We start from the raw sequence: 17,900 nt of genomic DNA, 5'->3' as shown, positions 1-17,900 counted from the left end.
CGGGCATAAAAAAGCCTTAGCTTGAATGCAATAAGCTAAGGCTATGAATGGCGCCCCCAGTAGGATTCGAACCTACGACCTGTCCCTTAGGAGGGGACTGCGCTATCCAACTGTGCCATGGGGGCGTAATCAAATAAGATGCGTTACCTATGATATTCAAAAGTAAGCATATCGCAAAGCCTTATACGCGTTGCTAAAGCATCTTGTTCATTACGTCGCCAATTTGAACACTAGAGGCAAGGTTTGGTTGTTCGATCGTCAGTTCCGCTTCGTGCTCATAGACTCGAGTTACCCTTAGGGTTATTTCGCTCTGAGAGACCTTATTACGTGGCAAACCGTTTTGGTCGATGAATGACGCCGTGTGCCACAATTGCAGCTGGTCACCCTCTTGTACGCCGTGCATGCGGCCAAGATCCATGGTGACTGTGTTGCCAAATACCGCGACCACTTCTGGTAGGGTAATTTTACAAGACAGTTCCGATTCCAAATCCAACATAATATTACGGCTCACGCGCAGCATCATTTCACCGTAGGTGGATGCCCAGAAGCGTGCACTGCGTGTATCGACTTGGCTGGTTTTTGCAAATGGCCAGCGAGCCACTTCACGGTAATTTTTGTGGTAGACCTCATGGCCAGTTTTACCATCAAAAACTTTCATCTCCAGTGCAAACTGACGATTGATTACGTCGTCTTTCAATAATTTTGCATCAATGGTTGCGGTTAAATCTGTTACTACACCACCAATGATGTATTGCGCGCCGTTGTCTTGCGCGATCATTTTGGTTCGTTCTGGGTAATTTGCGCTGATCGAATAATCGGTGGTGCCAACAGAAACAAAGCTGCGTGACGTTTGATCCAATTGACGATTCACAACATGGCTGAAATCGTCGCCGACATTGTAGATCTGGCCCATTACCGCTTGTTGGGGTGACGCGACATCAATGTTACCCACCAGAACGGTTTTCTTGTATTGATCCACGTGGCAACCCGTTGCCGATGGATAAATGTCCACACGGATGCGCATTTCCATCTTGCCGCTGCGTTTACGCTCTGACTCCACCAAGATGTAACGCACTTCATGGTTAGTGAATTGGTACTCTTTGCGGCTTTCTTCTAATAGCGGCATCAAATTACTGATGCTGCCAATGTCTGCGCCCGAAAAGTTGACGGCTTTGAAGAGGGCGTCTTCCAATGCGTGCAGCCTTGCCGCTTCATCTGAAGAGACGATCGTGGCAACGCCTGTCACTTCATACCAAGATGCTGCCGCTCGAAATGGCGTCATCAATATGAAAGTGATTGATATTAGGCTAAAAAATAATTTTTTCATTGTTTGTAACCGTTCGGGTATAAATATTGCTTTACCAATTTCAGTGAAGTTTGGTGGCTTTTTCTTAGTTAGACAAACAGAAGAAAAGCAAAGACTGTTCCAAGATCACGCTTCTTCGTAAACGAAGTGATGAAAGAGCAGTAACACCTAAGATTATCTGGAGAATCAAACCATGAAAAGATGGCTTGTCGCCGCATCGATGATGACGCTTTTGACATCGTGCGCGTACTCACCAATTTACAATGGTAAAGAACCGTATTCTGGCAGTCAGTTTATGCTGATGGACAGTCCTCGTCATACGATGGACTTTTTCATTGAGAGCATGACGGAAGAGTTAATGGTTTCGAATGTTGCAGTATCGTCGCGTACACCGATTGCGATTACCTCTTTTGTCGATCTGCAAAGCATGGATGCCACTAACTGGCTGGGCAATTCGGTATCGGAAGGGTTTATCCATCAGTTCCAGCGCCGTGGCTTCAAAGTTGTGGATTTTAAAACAACGGGCAATATCCAAGTTACACAGCAAGGTGACTTTGCTCTAAGCCGTGATTGGCAAGACCTTGCACAAGCACAAGAGATTCAATACGTGCTGACCGGTACGATGTTGCGTCAAGAGGGCGGCGTCCTAGTCAACGCTCGTGTAGTTGGAATGCAAAGCCGTATCGTAGTGGCGACAGCGCAAGGCTTCTTGCCTGCGGACCGTATTGGTCGTGATTTGGATACGCTTAACAGTATTCGCACTCAAGATGGCGTGCTGATTCGCTCCGACCCAACTATTCGTCAGCCATACACAGTGATTCTCCGCCCGTAGGACATTAGCATGAAGAAGTTATTATTTATTATTGCGACATTGGTGCTGGTGGGGTGTCAACCATTGCAGCAGATGCGCCAAGATGAGATTTTAGTGGCGGTAGGTTATGCCAGCGTAAGTGAGCAAACAGGCCGAACCGTTGAAGAAAGACGCGTTCGTGCCATGCGTGCGTCAAAGATTGATGCTTACCGTGAGTTAGCAGAGCAAGTGTATGGTATGCGTGTTAGCGGCCGTGCAGAGCTTGCTGATCAGCGTCTGGGTGTGGAAAGTACCACTGGCGCTGTTGATGGCGTTATCCGTGGTGCAGAAGTCGTGCGCAGTTACTTGGTTGAAGACAGTTACGTGACAGAGCTTCGCCTAGATATCCGTAAAATGGATAAGCTGCGAGATTACGGAGAAGTACAACAAGTTCCTGAGAAGCGTCAGCAGACCTTGTTCTAATTCGACCCAGCTTTACTCAATAGATAATCTTTCTTAAGCGGCTGATTGGCAACAATGAGTCGCTTTTTTGTTGGCGTTTTATTGCGAAGTCGTGTGAGTAGAAAATACCCTCAGTGGGAATGTTCTGGTGAGCGTGGAGCGAATGCCAAAGAGTAGAGGTGAGGAAATCTACGCTTTAATGTTGGTTCCGAGAGTAGAAATCGTATGGGTTTTACCGCCAGCATTGTAAGTCATGCCGATCTTACCGTGGGTATGTTGAAGCATGTTGTTAAGTTTGTTGAAACTCAGTTGAGCACGGTTGAGTGATTCACCGTTCATTTGGTTTACTTGCTGACAATCGAGGACGATGGATTGGATTTGAGCGACTAGCTGACTTAGGTTTTCGTCTTCAGTAAGTTGATTGACGTGCGGGTGAGAGGCGATTCGCTGGTCAGTGGTTCTTAGTTGACCAATGAGTGTCATTTTTTCTTTGGCGAGTTTTTCGATCTCAATAGAGACACGAGCAGTGATGGCTTGTGTTTCTTGACGCAGTACACCAGAAAGTGCTTTCGCATTTTCTAGCTGGAAATTTACAAGATCGACTAATGCTGCCATGAATACTTACCTTGGGCCTAAGTCAGTTAGCTTTTGCCTTGCAATTCGTTTTCAAACTTAATCATATTGTCCGCCAGTTTTTCTGGGTCGACTTTGTATGAACCGTTTGCGATTGCTTCTTTAATTGCCGCTACTTTTGCGCTGTCATAAGCCGGAGAAGCTGCCATATCCTTTTGGAGTTTGCTGACTGCTTTGCCTTGTTGGCTTAGTGATACCGCGTCTTGCTGTGCTGGCGCTTTTTTCGATTCCGTTGTGCTGGTTGCACTAGAATCTGTACGTGCAGGTGCGCGACTGGTTGTCGTCATCATCTGTCCTGAACGTATATTGTCTATACCTGCCATATATCAACCTTAAACTCGTATCGTAATACTGGTATCCAGACTATCGACCAAGTACCAAATAACTTTAGTGCTTTTTTGCATTTTTATTGATCGATTTGCCGTACACCAGCCAACCTTAGAAGGTGATGGTGATTTCCGCAATGCCTGTCACAATTCCTTCTATTATACGTTGGGACTTATCATTTTTCACTCTTACTTGATCGCCAGAAGATCCATCTTGCAATGCGGTGCCTTGCGTGGTGATGGTCATACCTGATTTTACTGCTCTGATCGTCACTTTCTCATTACGGCAAACCACGCACACGTCATTGCGCTCGACCACATCACCTAGGCGTACATTGCGCTTGAGTTTTGAGCCGATCACTTGCTCAATATTGGTGAAACCGTCTTTGCGAAAACGCTGTAACTCGATCATTGAAGTGGTTACGTCAGAAGCACTGATGATCTCTCCTCGACCTAACTGGCGGGTAGAAACGATCATTGGAACTGAAGCCGAGATCCTTACCGGAACGTAGACCTTCCAATTGTCTGCGGGGCATTCAACCAAAACGTTAATATTGCTGCGTGTGCTACTGGTTGAAGATGCAGATGTATCAAGGGGCTCTGGGCAATCGGTGGCTTTGATACGTGGATCAATATTTGCCGCATTGACGGACAAATTTCCTCCCGCTGGTTGCTCTACCGTGCTAAGAATGTGCTGCTCGGCGGCGGTTCGGATTTGCTCAAGTTGGTTTTCCGTTGCTGAATGCACAAAAAAGCTAAACATACTGAGCAAGATGCCGATAGACTTAGCGTACTTTGTAAATAACGCTCTACATATTGTCATAGTCAATGGTGTCGAATTTATATTATGATACGCCATACTGTTTCTCTGGTATTATGCCTACCAGTGGTAGAGTATCATTTAAAATCAAAAAGTTTGAGATGGAGATGAGCATATGACGGGGATTCTTGATTCGGTGAATCAGCGTACGCAACTCGTTGGCCAAAACCGATTAGAATTACTGACTTTTCGGTTGATGGGGCGACAGCGTTACGGCATTAACGTATTCAAAGTAAAAGAAGTACTACAGTGCCCTAAGCTGACTTCAATGCCAAATCTACACCCTTTGGTGAAAGGTGTCGCTCATATCCGTGGCCATACTGTGTCAGTGATTGATTTAAGTCTGGCAATCGGTGGCCGCCCAACCACAGATATTGATAAATGTTTTGTTGTTATCGCAGAATTCAACCGTACCATCCAAGCGTTTTTGGTGTCGTCGGTTGAGCGCATTATTAACATGCATTGGGAAGCGATTCTGCCGCCACCTGATGGTGCAGGCAAAGCGCATTACCTAACTGCGGTAACGAACATTGATAACGAATTGGTAGAAATCCTAGACGTAGAAAAGATCTTAGCTGAGATTGCGCCAGTGGATGAAACCATGGATTCAGCTATCGGTGAAGAAATTGCCGTTGCTGAGCAAGCGAAGCCAATTGTTCGTCGTATTTTGATTGCGGATGACTCAACCGTTGCTCGTAAACAAGTTGAGCGAGCAATTACTTCGATTGGATTTGAAGTTGTCTCTGTGAAAGATGGTAAAGAAGCGTACAATAAGCTGCTTGAAATGGCACAAGAAGGAAGCATCTACGATCAGATTTCGTTGGTGATCTCCGACATTGAAATGCCAGAAATGGATGGTTATACGCTAACCGCCGAGATTCGCAGAAATGCAGATTTGAAGAACCTTTATGTTATCCTCCACTCCTCATTGAGTGGCGTCTTCAACCAAGCCATGGTTGAGCGCGTGGGTGCAAACACCTTCATTGCGAAATTTAACCCAGATGAATTGGGTAACGCGGTTAAATCTGCATTAACACAATAAAAGAGACATTAATGACTGCTATTACAATCAGTGATCAAGAGTATCGTGACTTTAGCCGTTTTCTAGAATCACAGTGTGGCATCGTATTAGGTGACAGTAAGCAATACCTAGTGCGCAGCCGACTGAGCCCGCTTGTGACTAAATTCAAGCTTGCTTCGTTGTCTGATTTGCTCCGTGATGTCGTAACTGGCCGCAACCGTGAACTGCGAGTTGCCGCTGTGGATGCGATGACGACTAACGAAACATTGTGGTTCCGAGATACTTATCCGTTCACGGTATTAGCTGACAAATTGTTGCCGGAGATGGCGGCAAATAAACGACCAATTAAAATTTGGTCAGCTGCTAGCTCGTCGGGTCAAGAACCTTACTCAATGGCAATGACCATCTTGGAAACGCAGCAGCGTAAACCGGGTCTATTGCCGAGCGTGTCGATCACCGCGACGGATATCTCAGCAAGTATGTTGGATATGTGCCGAGCGGGTGTATACGACAACCTAGCATTGGGCCGTGGCCTTTCTCCTGAGCGTCGTCGTACCTTCTTTGAAGATGCTGGCGATGGCCGTATGAAAGTTAAAGACAACGTGAAACGCTTGGTAAACTTTCGTCCACAAAACTTGATGGAAAGCTATGCGCTGATGGGCAAGTTCGACATTATTTTCTGTCGTAACGTGTTGATTTACTTCTCTCCAGAGATGAAGTCTAAAGTGCTGAACCAGATGGCAAACAGCTTAAACCCTGGTGGCTACCTGTTGTTAGGTGCTTCGGAATCGCTCACTGGTTTGACCGACAAATTTGAAATGGTGCGCTGTAATCCAGGTATTATTTACAAATTAAAGTAGCGGTAAGCTAAAATAGCGGACTCTTTTTAAAACAATGAAGCCTGACCTTGTGTCAGGCTTTTCTTTTTGTTCCTTTCCATCCCACCATTTCCTTACTCTTTCTGCGTTTCTCCTCGCTAAAGATCTGGCCGTTTTTGCCTGCAATGTACCAAAGGGTGTATATTTTTTAGAGGGTCGAGTTGATTACTCGATTCTATATGACACTCCATCAATCACTTTGGCTTGCTTATTGCAATCCATTACGTCGGTAACAAAAATGGCAAAACGGCATGTTCTATTTTTGGCACGCTAATTGCTTTTTAGTTATCAATAACGGTCAGTTCTTAATGTAGAGGCAAACATGGCTATATCTTTTGACAATGCACTAGGCATCCACCAATACACGGTGGGCGTACGTGAGCGCAACGCGGAGGTGATTTCCACCAACATCGCGCAAGCCAACACGCCTGGTTATAAATCAAGAGGTTTAGATTTTGCTAAGGAATTGCAGGCGGCAAGTTCTGGGGCAAGCATTGGTCTTAGCCGTACAGATGGTCGGCACATTCCTGCCACTACAACGTTGGTCGGGGACAAGCTATATCGTCTTCCTACACAACCTGATACGGGCGATGGCAATACGGTGGATTTGGATTTAGAGCGTAACTTATTTATGCAAAACCAAATCAGACACCAGGCATCACTCGACTTTCTAGGCAGTAAATTCAAGAACTTAACCAAAGCAATCAAAGGGGAATAATTTAGATGAGCTTATTTAACGTTTTCAATGTGACAGGTTCCGCAATGAGCGCTGAGTCCGTTCGTCTGAATACTACCTCAAGCAACTTGGCGAACGCCGACAGTGTCAGCAGCTCTGCGAAAGACACTTACAAAGCGCGTCATGCTGTGTTTGGTGCGGAGTTAAGTAACGCCATGCGTGGCGGTGATACGGTGCCAGTGAAGGTGATGGGTATTGTAGAAAGCGATAAACCGCTTAGTGCGGAGTACAACCCAGACCATCCTCTTGCAAACGATGAAGGCTACATCTACAAGCCTAACGTAAATGTAATGGAAGAAATGGCAAACATGATCTCGGCTTCTCGTGCATACCAAACCAATGTGCAAGTAGCGGATTCTAGTAAACAAATGCTGCTGCGTACGCTGCAGATGGGTCAATAAGGATAAGGGGGTAGCGTATGGCCGGAATTAACAACGTTGGTCAAAGCGGCTTGTCCTATATCGACCAGCTTAAAAGTCTACAAGAGAGCAACAAGAAGACGGAAGAGAGCACTGGTAAGCAAGACCTGAAACAGGAAGACTTCTTATCTTTGCTCACGAAGCAATTGTCGCAACAGGACCCTTTTAAGCCGGTAAGTAATGACCAGATGATTGCGCAAATGGCGTCATTTGCGACCGTAGATGGTATTGGCAAGATGAACTCTCAGTTCGAGAGCTTAAACTCGTCAATGACATCAAACCAAGCGTTACAAGCTTCCTCTTTGGTAGGTCGTGACGTATTGGTCCCAGGTGCGGCGGGTGTGAAGCAAGACAATGCTGCAATGGCGGCAATGGTTAAGCTGGCACAACCAATCGACAACCTGTTTGTTCGAGTGGAAAACGAAGCGGGCCAATTGGTGCGTACTTTTGAGGTAGGTGCGAAACCAGCCGGTGACACTCGTGTACTTTGGGACGGTAATGATGAAAACGGTAATCCATTGCCTGCTGGTAAATACAATGTGAAAGCGTCTGGCTTGGTAGAAGGGGAGTCGCAAGAGTTCCCGGTGTCTACTTATGCGAACGTGAACAGTGTATTGCTAGGCAAGGGTGACGGAAACGTATTACTCAATCTGGCTGGTTTTGAATCGCCAGTTCGACTTGCAGAAGTATTGGAAGTCGGCAAAGCGTAATTCGATAACAGGTCAGGTTAGGAGATTTTGGAATGTCATATGTATCTTTAAGCGGTTTGTCCTCCGCTCAACTGGATTTGAACACCACCAGTAACAACATTGCGAACGCCAACACGTACGGCTTTAAAGAGTCTCGTGCGGAATTCAGCGATGTGTACTCGAACTCTTTGTTTACCAACGCAAAAACCACTCCGGGTGGCGGTGCGCAAGCGAACCAAGTGGCGCAACAGTTCCACGAAGGTTCAAGCATTTACACCAATAACCCAATGGATCTACGTGTGTCGGGTACGGGCTTCTTCGCGGTAGCGAAAGATCGCCTTATCCCTCAACAAAATGAAATGACACGTAACGGTGCATTCCATTTGAACAAAGAAAACTACATGGTAACGGCGAACGATGAGTTCCTACTTGGTTACCAAGTAAACCCAGAGTCTGGTGAGGTATCGTCTTACGAGCCACAACCAATCAATATTCCTGCAGAGTTTGGTAAGCCAAAGCAAACAGCGAACATTGAAGTGGGTGTGAACTTACCAGCTAATGGTGATTTGAAAGATCCAACTCAGTTTGATTTCTCAGATCCAGATACATATAACCGTTCAACGTCTTCGACGATTTACGATTCAATGGGTCAGTCTTACAAGCTAACTACTTACTACTTGAAAGACCAAACTCAGCCGAACACGTGGCAAACTTACTACACAGTAACGGACAAGGGCGGTGAGAAGCCATTAAACGTTGCTAACGGTGATGCGGCAACACCAACGGGTCACGTTGGTCACACGATGAAGTTCAACAACGATGGTACGCTGGCAAGTTTGAACAACGGTCAGCCAATCACATCGGTAGCGTTGGGCGATCCTGCGACAAACACCAACCCAGTGGATTTAAACGGTGCCGATCCTGCGCAAACACTTAACTTTGGTTTAGGCTCAGCGACTCAGTTTGCTGCACCATTCGAGCTGACAAAGTTCGATGAAGATGGCGCAACAACGGGCTTCCTAACTAAAGTAGACTTCGATGAAAACGGTAGCGTATTGGGTACTTACTCAAACGGTGAAAACGTAACATTGGGTCGTGTGGCGCTAGTACGTGTTCCTAACGAGCAAGGTCTGGATAAGAAAGGCGGCACTCAGTGGGATTCAACACAGTTCTCTGGTGATAAAATCTGGGGCGAATCAAACAAGGGCTCTTTCGGCACCATCAACAACGGTATGCTGGAACAGTCAAACATTGATATGACTCAGGAGCTGGTGGATCTTATTTCTGCTCAGCGTAACTTCCAAGCAAACTCACGTGCGCTAGAAGTACATAACCAACTGCAACAAAATATCCTACAGATCCGCTAGTACACTAGCCTGATAATCTGTTTGATCAAGCGCTGCGAGCCACGGCCGTTACCGCTTGGTAACATCATGACATTCATCTGATGCCTAATCTGAATAAACCTCAATTCAGGTTGGGCATGCTTTGATCTTATACTTGCCGCTGTTGCCGCTTTGTGGATCACAATCTTGCCTCTCTAGCGACTTATTCCTTCATTATCCCCTTTTTAAATATCTCGTTTTATATTCAAGCTTTTGATTAATAACATTAATTTAATATTGGCATAACTCTTGCTTTTTACTCCTTGTACAGAGAATTTTTGGAGTAAATTATGGATCGCGCACTGTTTCTCGCAATGAGCGGCGCCAAGCAAAATATGCAGGCCCTGCAATTGCGTGCCAACAACTTGGCAAACGTAAGTACAACTGGCTTTCGTGCTGACTTAGCACAAGCACGTTCCATGCAAGCTTATGGTGAAGGTCTCCCTACACGCGTATTCAGCATGACAGAACGCCCAGGGCATAACTTTGCCCAAGGCAGTGTGATTACTACGGGTCGCGATCTTGATATTACGGTAGAGGGCAATGGTTGGATTTCCGTTATGGACCAAACCGGTAAAGAAGGTTTGACGCGTAACGGTAACCTAAAAGTGGATCAAAACGGCTTGTTAACGAATGCAAGCGGTCATGTGGTGTTGGGCGAAAACGACGCGCCAATCACCTTGCCAATCCCAGTATCCAAAATCGAAATCGGTCGTGACGGCACCATCTCTGTACTGCCTCAAGGTGCGCCGGCTGAAGAATTAGAAGTGGTTGATCGTATCAAGCTTGTGCGCACGGACGATCAAAACTTGTTTAAAGATACCAATGGCTTATTCCGCCATAAAACTCCAAACCAGCCTTACGAAGCAGACGGCTCTATCAGCATCCAAACAGGTGCAATTGAAGGTAGTAACGTGAATGCCGTAGGTGAAATGACCGCTCTGATTGACCTTCAACGTCAGTTTGAAATGCAGGTCAAAATGATGAGCACCGCTGAAGAGATGGACAAATCTTCAGATTCATTGCTTCGTATGAGTTAACAGAGTTAGAGGTTCACAATGCATCCAGCACTATGGGTAAGTAAAACGGGTCTAGACGCCCAACAAACCAACATCGCAACGATTTCGAACAACTTGGCGAACGCCTCAACCGTTGGCTACAAGAAGAGCCGTGCGGTATTCGAAGATTTGTTCTACCAAAACATTAACCAACCTGGCGGTCAGTCTTCTCAAAATACTGAACTTCCAAGTGGTTTGATGCTGGGTGCCGGTTCTAAAGTGGTCGCAACTCAAAAAGTGCACACGCACGGTAACGCACAAACCACAACCAACGCATTGGATATGATGGTAGAAGGTGATGGCTTTTTCCAAGTGACACTACCAGACGGCAACATCGGTTACACCCGCAACGGTCAGTTCACCCTTGATGGTGAAGGGACATTGGTGACTTCTGGCTCTGGTTACGCCGTTGAACCTGAGATTGTGATTCCTGAAGATGCGATTTCTATTACAGTCGGCACAGACGGTGAAGTATCGGTACGTATCCGTGGTGAGCAAAACAACGTGGTTGTTGGCCAGTTAACCATCACTGATTTCGTGAACCCTGGTGGTTTAGAACCAATTGGTCAAAACCTTTACCTACCAACGGGCGCAAGTGGTGATCCACAAGAAGGTGTTCCTGGTCTTGATGGCTTAGGCGAGATTCGTCAATCCATGCTTGAAGCGTCCAACGTGAACGTGACTGAAGAGTTGGTCAACATGATCGAAGCGCAGCGTGTTTATGAAATGAACTCAAAAGTAATCTCATCCGTCGATAAGATGATGAGCTTCGTTAACCAGCAATTGTAATCGCTCGGATTAGGAATTAAGGGGCCAATGATGAAACGTATTTCTCTACTTGCACTTATCGCTACGATGTCTGGTTGTACGATGCTAGAACCGATCGAAACTGACGAAGTGAGCCAAGCGACAACCGTGGTAGATGCGGTTGAAGGCGATAAGTCGAAAGACGAGAGCAGCGGCATCATTGATACTCTGCGCGGCAGAAGCGACCCTGTGGCGGGCGATCCGGCATGGGCACCTATTCATCCTAAGCAAAAACCTGAGCACTACGCAGCAGCGACGGGCTCGTTGTTTAGCGCAGAACACATTACTGACCTATACGATGACTCTAAACCTCGCGGAATCGGCGACATCATTACCGTAACACTCGACGAAACGACTCGTGCGACTAAGAGTGCCAATGCCGATCTATCAAAAACCAACGATGCGAAAATGGAACCGTTGTCTGTTGGTGGTCAAGAGTTGCAAGTGGGCGGCAAGTACAACTTCTCGTACGATTTGAACAACACGAATACTTTTGCTGGTGACTCATCAGCGAAACAGAGTAACAGCATCAGCGGTTACATCACGGTAGAAGTCATTGAGGTGCTGGCAAACGGCAACCTCGTGATTCGTGGGGAGAAGTGGATGACGCTAAATACGGGTGATGAGTACATTCGCCTAAGCGGTACTATTCGTCCTGACGATATTACTTTTGACAACACTATTGCGTCAAACCGCGTATCAAACGCAAGAATCCAATATTCAGGGACCGGTTTACCACAAGATATGCAAGAGCCGGGCTTCTTGGCACGATTCTTTAATGTAGCCTTATAAGACGCCGCATTGACGGCAATTTGACTGCAAGAGAATAAGTAAGCATGAAAAGAATCCTATTAGCACTGTTGAGCGTTGCGCTGTTTGCAACCACAGCCGAAGCTGCGCGTATTAAAGACGTAGCACAAGTGGCTGGTGTGCGTAGTAACCAACTTGTCGGTTATGGCTTGGTTTCAGGCTTACCAGGTACGGGCGAATCGAACCCGTTTACTGAGCAAAGCTTCGCGGCAATGCTGCAAAACTTCGGCATTCAAATGCCGCCAGGCACTAAGCCGAAAATCAAAAACGTTGCCGCGGTAATGGTGACGGCTGAATTGCCTCCATTTTCAAAGCCGGGACAACAAGTCGACGTCACTGTGTCCTCTATCGGTAGTGCGAAAAGCCTGCGTGGTGGTACGTTATTACAAACGTTCCTAAAAGGTTTGGACGGTGAAGTATACGCAGTCGCGCAAGGCAATTTAGTCGTGAGTGGCTTTAGTGCGGAAGGTGCAGACGGTTCTAAGATTGTGGGTAATAATCCAACGGTCGGTCTTATTTCTAGTGGTGCCATGGTAGAGCGTGAAATCCCAAACCCATTTGGTCGTGGTGATTACATTACCTTTAACCTTCTGGATTCTGACTTTACCACTGCGCAGCGCATGGCAGATGCCGTGAATAACTTCCTTGGTCCCCAAATGGCCAGTGCCGTTGACGCGACTTCTGTTCGTGTTCGAGCACCACGTGATGTAAGCCAACGTGTGGCCTTCTTATCAGCTATCGAGAATCTAGAGTTCGATCCGGCTGATGGCGCGGCGAAAATCATTGTAAATTCTCGTACCGGCACCATTGTTGTCGGGAAACACGTTCGCCTTAAACCTGCGGCAGTGACGCACGGTGGCATGACGGTAGCAATCAAAGAAAACCTCAATGTGAGCCAACCAAATGGTTTCTCTGGTGGGCAAACGGTGGTTGTGCCGGACTCAGATATCGAAGTCAACGAAGAAAAAGGCAAGATGTTCAAGTTCGAACCGGGCTTAACGCTGGATGATCTTGTTCGTGCAGTCAATGAAGTGGGTGCTGCTCCTTCTGACTTGATGGCGATTCTGCAAGCGTTGAAACAAGCTGGTGCCATTGAAGGCCAGTTAATCATCATCTAATCGATTAGGAGAAAAAACCATGGTGAACAATCCTAACGATATTGGCTTTATTCATGACATCAGCTCCCTTGATACGCTTCGTCAAAAAGCGGTGAAAGAAGGCAAAGATGGCGAGCATGAAGCACTGCAAGCAGCGGCTCGTCAGTTTGAATCTATCTTTACTTCGATGATGCTGAAATCGATGCGTGAAGCCAACGAAGGCTTTGAATCGAATTTCATGAATAGCCAAAACGAAAAGTTCTACCGTCAAATGCTGGATGAGCAGATGGCGAGTAACTTGAGTGCATCGGGCTCGATGGGCCTTGCTGACATGATTGTGAAGCAACTAACCGTTGGTCAAGGTGATGATAAGAGTGAAACAGCCATGCGCGATGCGGCAAATAATGCTGTGGAATATCGTCGCGTGGATCCAAAGAAAGCGCGTGAAATCGAGCAACGTTTAATTGAATCTGGCCAGTTGTCGCGTCCGGGTTCTCAGCCATCACGTTTTGATACGCCAGAATCTTTTGTTAACTCGATGAAGCCTTACGCCGACCGAGCAGCGAAAGCCTTGGGTGTGGAGCCTTCATTATTACTCGCTCAAGCCGCGCTAGAAACGGGCTGGGGGCAAAAGGTGGTTCAGAATGCGCGTGGTAGCAGTAACAATCTGTTCAACATCAAAGCTGACCGAAGCTGGCAAGGCGACAAGGTAACAACGCAAACACTGGAATTCCATGATAATACACCAGTGAAAGAGACGGCGGCGTTCCGCTCTTATTCGAACTACCAAGACAGTTTTAACGATTATGTACGATTCTTAAACGAGAACCCTCGCTACGAAACGGCACTTCAGCAAGGCGGTGATTCCGAGTCCTTTATTCGTGGTATTCACAGTGCAGGCTACGCCACCGACCCGAATTACGCAGACAAAGTACTGCAAGTGAAGCAGAAAATTGAAAGTATGTAATTCATATCGTTATTGAATGCTAAATCTTCATTTGATAAGGCTTGCCATGGTGCAAGCCTTTCTTTTTTCCTAGGTTATTTCCTTTTAATAAACTGGCACACCTTTTGCTAAAAGTTCAGTAGGTGATCGGTTCATTCCGGTTTTAGTTCGTTTTTGGGGGCATGTATGGCGTCAGATCTGTTGAATGTAGGTACACAAAGTGTGCTTACTGCTCAGCGACAGTTGAATACAACTGGTCATAACATTTCTAATGCGAATACAGAAGGTTACAGTCGTCAGTCTGTTATCCAAGGCACCAACGATCCTCGCCAATTTGGTGGTTCTACCTATGGTATGGGCGTGCATGTGGAAAATGTTCGCCGCTCTTGGGACCAGTTTGCCGTCAAAGAGCTTAATCTTTCTACGACCAACTACGCTGCCAAGCTTGATGACGAAAAAAATCTCGACTTACTTTCGAGTATGTTGTCGTCGGTCGCGTCAAAGAAGATCCCTGAGAACCTTAATGAATGGTTTGATGCGGTGAAAACCATGGCAGACACCCCAAATGACATGGGCGCACGTAAGGTGGTGTTAGAAAAAGCTAAGCTGCTCAGCGATACCTTAAACGAATTTCACGAAACCGTTCGTCAGCAATCGGATGTGACCAACAAATCGCTCGATATGGGCATTGAACGTGTGAACCAACTTGCTGTTGAGATCCGCGATGTCCACCGTTTGATGATGCGAACTCCTGGTCCTCATAACGATTTGATGGACCAACACGAAAAGCTGATTAAAGAACTTTCTGAGTACACCAAAGTGACGGTCACGCCACGTAAAAACTCAGAAGGTTTCAACGTGCACATTGGCAACGGGCATACCTTGGTCTCAGGTACTGAAGCTAGCCAATTAAAGATGATTGATGGCTCACCTGATGTGCATCAACGCCGTCTTGCTATGGTGGAAGGTGGCGGTATTAAAGCCATTAAGTCGGACGACATCGACGGAAAAATCGGTGCGATGTTGAAAATGCGCGATGAACATATTCCTCAAGTGATGGATGAGTTGGGTCGATTAGCGACCGCATTCTCAAGTGAAATTAACCACTTGCAATCACAAGGCTTAGATCACAATGGAAATGTTGGTGACCCGTTGTTTACTGATGTTAACTCAGAGCGCTTGGCGAAATCCCGTGTGGTCGCCGGCCCTCAATCAACCGCAGATATGGCGGTGTACATCAATGACATTAGTGCATTAAAGGGTGGGGAGTATTCATTGCGTTACGACGGTGACAGTTACGCAGTGACCAAACCAAACGGTGAAACCGTCAAACTGAATACTGATGCTGGCAATGCAATATACATTGACGGCATGCGTGTCGAAGTGCGCAATGAGCCAAAAGTGGGTGAGCATGTGCTGCTTCGACCAACCCGTAGTAGTGCGGCACAAATGAAAGTCGAAACCACTGATCCAAAAGCAATTGCCGCACAAAGCTATGAGGCATCGACAACCTTTGCCCAAGGTAACGCAAAATTCGAAATTATCGATGCGGGCGACCTGCGTGAATTTGAAGTGGTGGTCTCACCTACGGGCGATCAATTTGCCGTTACCGATACCAAAGGCAATGTGATTATGGCTCCGCAGCCGTATCCGCCTACAGGGCCTGTTTCAGTGTCTTTGCCTAGTCATCACCCGAGTTACAAAAATGGCGGAGCAACGGTATTCGAGCTTAGCTCTGGTGCGCTGGCGAATGACAAGTTTACCGCTAACCTAGTCCCTTCTGAGGGTGATAACGGTAACTTGCGTAAGATGCAGAACATCCAAACTGACAAAAAGATGAACGGCAATGAATCGACGATTCTGAGTTTGTATTACAACTTGAATACGGACGTGGGGCTTAAGACTTCAACTGCAACGCGTTTGTCAGACGTCGCTCAACTAGAAAGTGAAGCGGCACAAGAGCGTGTGGCGTCGATCTCGGGGGTAAATCTCGATGAAGAAGCGGCAAACATGATGAAGTTCCAACAGGCGTATATGGCCTCTTCTCGTGTGATGCAGGCAGCCAATGACACCTTCAACACCATCTTGCAGTTGCGATAAAGGAGGCCCTAGATGTTAACGAGAATTTCTAGCTTCCATAACTACCAGTCAGTGCAGAATGACCTGCGCCGTCAGGAAAACAAGGTACACCATAATCAGGAGCAACTTGCTTCTGGTAAGCAGTTGACCAAGCCGAGTGATGATCCACTTGCGACGCACTATATTCAGAGCATTGGCCAGCAAGAAGAGCAGCTAAAGCAATATCTTGATGCCATTGTTCTGGTTCGTAATCGACTAGAAAACCAAGAAGTGGTGATTGCCAACGCTGAGCAATTCACTGATGAATCGAAACGCATTTCGATGGAAATGATCAACGGTGCGTTTTCTCCGGAAGATCGCGCAGCAAAGAAGCGTGAGTTGGAAGAAATTGCGAATAACTTCTTGGCGCTTGTGAATACACAAGATGAGTCTGGTAACTATGTGTTTGCGGGAACGAAACCAAAGACACAGCCATTTTTCCGCGATTCTGATGGCAGTGTCGTGTACACCGGTGACGATTACCAGCGCAAGATGAAGATCGCCAGCAATATGGAACTGGGCATTAATTATCCGGGGAATCAACTGTTCTCGGAGATACCCAATCCGTTTGGCGATTTTGAGCCGCAGTATGACTTGAAGGAAGGTTCTGAGCTCTTACTTGGTCAAGCGACCAATGCATCATCAGACAATGCCAACTACAAAGTCACGTTTGTCGACATGAGCAACGGCAAGTTTGGTTACCAGTTGGAAAAAGACGGCAGTATTGTTCAAGTGGATGACTATTCACCGGTCGACGGGATTCAATACGAAGGCGTCAATATTCAGCTTAAAGGGCAGGTGACGGCAGGAGATAGCATTGCGCTTGAACCACGTGAAACCTTTAGCGTTTTTGACGCGTTTCGGGAAACTATGTCTTGGTCAGACAGTTCAGTGTCGGATGCGTCAGCAACGGCAAAGCTTCACCAGATGACAGAAGAATTTCAAGCGGCCTTCGTTCACATGAACAAAGTCAGAACCGACTTGGGTGCTAAGTTGAGTACGCTCGATATTCAAGAGCAAAACCACGAAGATTTTAATTTGTCTCTGGCGAAAGCGAAGAGCAACTTTGAGGATTTGGATTATTCCAAAGCAGTGATTGAGTTCAGTGAGAACTCACGTGCGCTGCAAGCCTCACAGCAGGCTTTTGGTAAAACAAAAGACCTGACACTGTTTAACTACATCTAGGACGTTCACAGATTTCAATCTGTTGTGATTGTGCTTTATTTTGATGCCTTATGTGCCAAGCCTTAAGCGCGATAAATAGAGTAGAACAAACATGATTGTCGAGCAGATGCGGCACGATTTTACCGAAAGCGGCAATGCGTAAAGTGGCAATGTTAGCGGCAACAGAAAAACAGTGAACCGATAGCAATACATGATGACCTTGCGTGGAATGAAAGCGCAGGAAAATAGAACTAACTTGTTGTTTATTTGTTCGTTTCTAAAAGAGTAAATAATGGTTAATAAGTTGGCACACAAATTGTATTGATGTTGGCAGAACAGACTTACGAGATTCTAAACCCTGCCTTATGGGCAGATTTAGCAAGTAATTTTTACGGTCAGTGCTTATCCAAATGAGAGTAAAGCTGGCCGCTTCGC

19 protein-coding genes and 1 tRNA gene are annotated in these 17,900 nt (G+C 46.5%); 15 read left to right on the top strand and 5 right to left on the bottom strand.

The genetic code is table 11. From position 1 onward, the window contains the following. Positions 1 to 48: 48 nt before the first annotated feature. Together C1S73_RS06710 and C1S73_RS06705 are read right to left on the bottom strand one after the other, a co-directional pair. Positions 49 to 125, bottom strand: a tRNA-Arg gene (locus tag C1S73_RS06710). 68 nt (positions 126 to 193) lie between these two features. Then, positions 194 to 1,327 carry a flagellar assembly protein FlgT gene (locus tag C1S73_RS06705; RefSeq protein WP_038872856.1) on the bottom strand — a complete coding sequence of 378 codons (1,134 nt, stop codon included), beginning with the start codon at positions 1,325 to 1,327 and terminating at the stop codon, positions 194 to 196. 172 nt (positions 1,328 to 1,499) lie between these two features. Here C1S73_RS06705 and C1S73_RS06700 point away from each other — a divergent pair, with 172 nt between their 5' ends. Together C1S73_RS06700 and flgP are read left to right on the top strand one after the other, a co-directional pair. Then, on the top strand, positions 1,500 to 2,138 hold the full coding sequence (locus C1S73_RS06700) for a FlgO family outer membrane protein (protein ID WP_038872858.1): 639 nt from the start codon (positions 1,500 to 1,502) through the stop codon (positions 2,136 to 2,138). Between the two features lie 9 nt (positions 2,139 to 2,147). Next, positions 2,148 to 2,579, top strand: coding sequence for a flagellar assembly lipoprotein FlgP (gene flgP / locus C1S73_RS06695; protein ID WP_038872861.1), 432 nt, complete (start codon positions 2,148 to 2,150; stop codon positions 2,577 to 2,579). 168 nt (positions 2,580 to 2,747) lie between these two features. On the opposite strand, the gene C1S73_RS06690 is transcribed toward flgP, so the two are convergent. The 3 genes from C1S73_RS06690 to flgA form a co-directional block, all read right to left on the bottom strand. Further along, positions 2,748 to 3,173, bottom strand: a complete 426-nt coding sequence (locus tag C1S73_RS06690) for a flagella synthesis protein FlgN (protein ID WP_038872864.1) — start codon at positions 3,171 to 3,173, stop codon at positions 2,748 to 2,750. A gap of 26 nt (positions 3,174 to 3,199) precedes the next feature. Continuing rightward, positions 3,200 to 3,514: a flagellar biosynthesis anti-sigma factor FlgM gene (gene flgM, locus C1S73_RS06685; RefSeq protein ID WP_005425628.1), complete on the bottom strand. Its 315-nt coding sequence runs from the start codon at positions 3,512 to 3,514 to the stop codon at positions 3,200 to 3,202. Between the two features lie 115 nt (positions 3,515 to 3,629). Further along, positions 3,630 to 4,376, bottom strand: a complete 747-nt coding sequence (gene flgA, locus C1S73_RS06680; RefSeq protein WP_038872868.1) for a flagellar basal body P-ring formation chaperone FlgA — start codon at positions 4,374 to 4,376, stop codon at positions 3,630 to 3,632. Between the two features lie 76 nt (positions 4,377 to 4,452). On the opposite strand from flgA, the gene C1S73_RS06675 reads away from it, so the two are divergent. The 13 genes from C1S73_RS06675 (at position 4,453) to flgL (ending at position 17,486) form a co-directional block, all read left to right on the top strand. Beyond that, positions 4,453 to 5,379 (top strand): chemotaxis protein CheV, encoded by a 927-nt coding sequence (locus tag C1S73_RS06675; RefSeq protein ID WP_038872871.1) that lies wholly within the window; start codon positions 4,453 to 4,455, stop codon positions 5,377 to 5,379. 11 nt (positions 5,380 to 5,390) lie between these two features. Continuing rightward, positions 5,391 to 6,218: a protein-glutamate O-methyltransferase gene (locus C1S73_RS06670; RefSeq protein WP_038872874.1), complete on the top strand. Its 828-nt coding sequence runs from the start codon at positions 5,391 to 5,393 to the stop codon at positions 6,216 to 6,218. Between the two features lie 340 nt (positions 6,219 to 6,558). Further along, positions 6,559 to 6,954 carry a flagellar basal body rod protein FlgB gene (gene flgB / locus C1S73_RS06665; protein ID WP_038872877.1) on the top strand — a complete coding sequence of 132 codons (396 nt, stop codon included), beginning with the start codon at positions 6,559 to 6,561 and terminating at the stop codon, positions 6,952 to 6,954. A gap of 5 nt (positions 6,955 to 6,959) precedes the next feature. Next, entirely contained in the window at positions 6,960 to 7,373 is a 414-nt protein-coding gene (gene flgC / locus C1S73_RS06660) for a flagellar basal body rod protein FlgC (protein ID WP_038872880.1), read from the top strand. Between the two features lie 17 nt (positions 7,374 to 7,390). Continuing rightward, positions 7,391 to 8,101: a flagellar hook assembly protein FlgD gene (gene flgD / locus C1S73_RS06655; RefSeq protein ID WP_038872887.1), complete on the top strand. Its 711-nt coding sequence runs from the start codon at positions 7,391 to 7,393 to the stop codon at positions 8,099 to 8,101. 32 nt (positions 8,102 to 8,133) lie between these two features. After that, positions 8,134 to 9,447, top strand: coding sequence for a flagellar hook protein FlgE (flgE, locus tag C1S73_RS06650; protein WP_009705674.1), 1,314 nt, complete (start codon positions 8,134 to 8,136; stop codon positions 9,445 to 9,447). A gap of 308 nt (positions 9,448 to 9,755) precedes the next feature. Beyond that, positions 9,756 to 10,505: a flagellar basal body rod protein FlgF gene (locus C1S73_RS06645; protein WP_038872889.1), complete on the top strand. Its 750-nt coding sequence runs from the start codon at positions 9,756 to 9,758 to the stop codon at positions 10,503 to 10,505. Between the two features lie 18 nt (positions 10,506 to 10,523). Beyond that, a complete protein-coding gene (flgG, locus tag C1S73_RS06640) occupies positions 10,524 to 11,312 on the top strand; it encodes a flagellar basal-body rod protein FlgG (RefSeq protein ID WP_038872892.1) in 789 nt (262 codons plus the stop codon). Positions 11,313 to 11,342: 30 nt separating this feature from the next. Continuing rightward, positions 11,343 to 12,122 (top strand): flagellar basal body L-ring protein FlgH, encoded by a 780-nt coding sequence (gene flgH / locus C1S73_RS06635; RefSeq protein ID WP_038872908.1) that lies wholly within the window; start codon positions 11,343 to 11,345, stop codon positions 12,120 to 12,122. A gap of 44 nt (positions 12,123 to 12,166) precedes the next feature. Further along, entirely contained in the window at positions 12,167 to 13,258 is a 1,092-nt protein-coding gene (locus tag C1S73_RS06630; RefSeq protein ID WP_038872894.1) for a flagellar basal body P-ring protein FlgI, read from the top strand. Positions 13,259 to 13,277: 19 nt separating this feature from the next. After that, a complete protein-coding gene (gene flgJ / locus C1S73_RS06625) occupies positions 13,278 to 14,204 on the top strand; it encodes a flagellar assembly peptidoglycan hydrolase FlgJ (protein WP_038872895.1) in 927 nt (308 codons plus the stop codon). A gap of 165 nt (positions 14,205 to 14,369) precedes the next feature. Further along, positions 14,370 to 16,283, top strand: coding sequence for a flagellar hook-associated protein FlgK (gene flgK / locus C1S73_RS06620; RefSeq protein ID WP_038872896.1), 1,914 nt, complete (start codon positions 14,370 to 14,372; stop codon positions 16,281 to 16,283). 12 nt (positions 16,284 to 16,295) lie between these two features. Beyond that, the gene (gene flgL / locus C1S73_RS06615) at positions 16,296 to 17,486 is read left to right on the top strand and encodes a flagellar hook-associated protein FlgL (protein ID WP_038872898.1); all 1,191 of its coding nucleotides are present in this window, start codon (positions 16,296 to 16,298) and stop codon (positions 17,484 to 17,486) included. Positions 17,487 to 17,900: the final 414 nt, after the last annotated feature.

This window comes from Vibrio jasicida 090810c, assembly GCF_002887615.1.
In the GTDB taxonomy this organism is placed as follows: Bacteria; Pseudomonadota; Gammaproteobacteria; order Enterobacterales; family Vibrionaceae; genus Vibrio; species Vibrio jasicida.
Note: the sequence above shows the minus strand (reverse complement) of the source record. Positions and strands in the feature narration are given on the sequence as shown.